Below are 1061 nucleotides of genomic sequence, written 5' to 3'. Positions count from 1 at the left end.
GGTCACCAAACCACGGAAGCGAACTTCACTATCACGGATTTTTTGTTCAACCGCTATTTTTTGGGTCATATCACGGATCGATGCGGCCACTTGGCGACGACCATCGAAATCACTCGGTAAAATACTTAAGGCGATTTCGGCAACAAACTCGATTTAAGGTACACGCAGCCCAAAGGCACTTGTGTACCCTTGGGGGTTAAATATCGACTACAAATGCTCTTTCACTAAGCGGCGCTGGGCTCGCTTGAAAGGTGTCAAACCATTTGTTTCGAATTTACGCATTTCGGCTTGAATCGATTTAAGATTTTCATAAATCGAAGCGGCTAATAATGCCGTCCGAGAAGCATTCTGATGAAACTCCAATATCCTGTCTTGATTGACCATCTTTTCTGCATCTTGAAGATGCTCCGAAGATGCCCAATTCATTAGGGATATGTAGTCTTCAAAATCTGCTCTCATGATGATGTCGTTGAGGTGCTGGATTGAATTAACTAATCCAAAACCTGTAAGGTTTTCTATATCATCTACAACGATGACTTGAGACCCTTTTACATAAAGGATGTCTTCCATCCCCTTGTAAAACAGCACGATTGTTTGACGCTTTTGGTTTATCAATACGTCCAAATGTGGTGCCGTCAAAGCCACAAGTTGTTTTGCTTCTTTGAAACTGATTTTCTGTAATTGCATGACTCACTCCAAAATTTTAGAAATGCCCGTAAGGCATTCAAATAAAAGGGTGAGTCTGCCCCATGGGGACAAAACTCACCCCCAAGGGTTTAAAAATCAAATTCGTTAAGGTTACAGCACTTCCTGTACTCGCAAATAGAGGTCTCTAACGCGATTTTTAGGTATGGTGCCGATGATCACTTGTTTGCCATCTTTGACAAAGTATTCCGGTGTCACAGGAACCCAGCGAGTTCTTCCGAGGCAAAATTTTGTATCTTTGTCTAATTTTTCCATCTCGTGACTTCTAAAAGTGAGCTCTCCCCGGTGGTTTTCGTCCACTCGTTGACTTGTGCCGTAAGCCAAGCGCAACTGTGTACCAGACGGGTCTGCATCAA

General features: G+C 43.1%; 2 protein-coding genes. Both read right to left on the bottom strand.

Annotated features, from left to right (window positions below; translation table 11 throughout):
• Window positions 1-207: 207 nt before the first annotated feature.
• On the bottom strand, window positions 208-687 hold the full coding sequence (locus tag SHEWPOL2_RS22045; RefSeq protein WP_037431849.1) for a hypothetical protein: 480 nt from the start codon (window positions 685-687) through the stop codon (window positions 208-210).
• 111 nt (window positions 688-798) lie between these two features.
• Window positions 799-1061: hypothetical protein (locus SHEWPOL2_RS22040; protein ID WP_037431846.1), on the bottom strand; the 263-nt coding region annotated here is incomplete at its 5' end.

The sequence above is a fragment of the Shewanella sp. POL2 genome (genome assembly GCF_000282755.1).
Lineage (GTDB): Bacteria > Pseudomonadota > Gammaproteobacteria > Enterobacterales > Shewanellaceae > Shewanella > Shewanella xiamenensis.
The sequence above is the reverse complement of the archived record's forward strand: the minus strand, read 5'-3'. Positions and strand labels throughout refer to the sequence as shown.

What these genes read in the sequence shown, in the direction of transcription:
- SHEWPOL2_RS22045 (WP_037431849.1), bottom strand. Translation starts at nt 687, where the DNA reads ATGCAATTACAGAAAATCAGTTTCAAAGAAGCAAAACAACTTGTGGCT.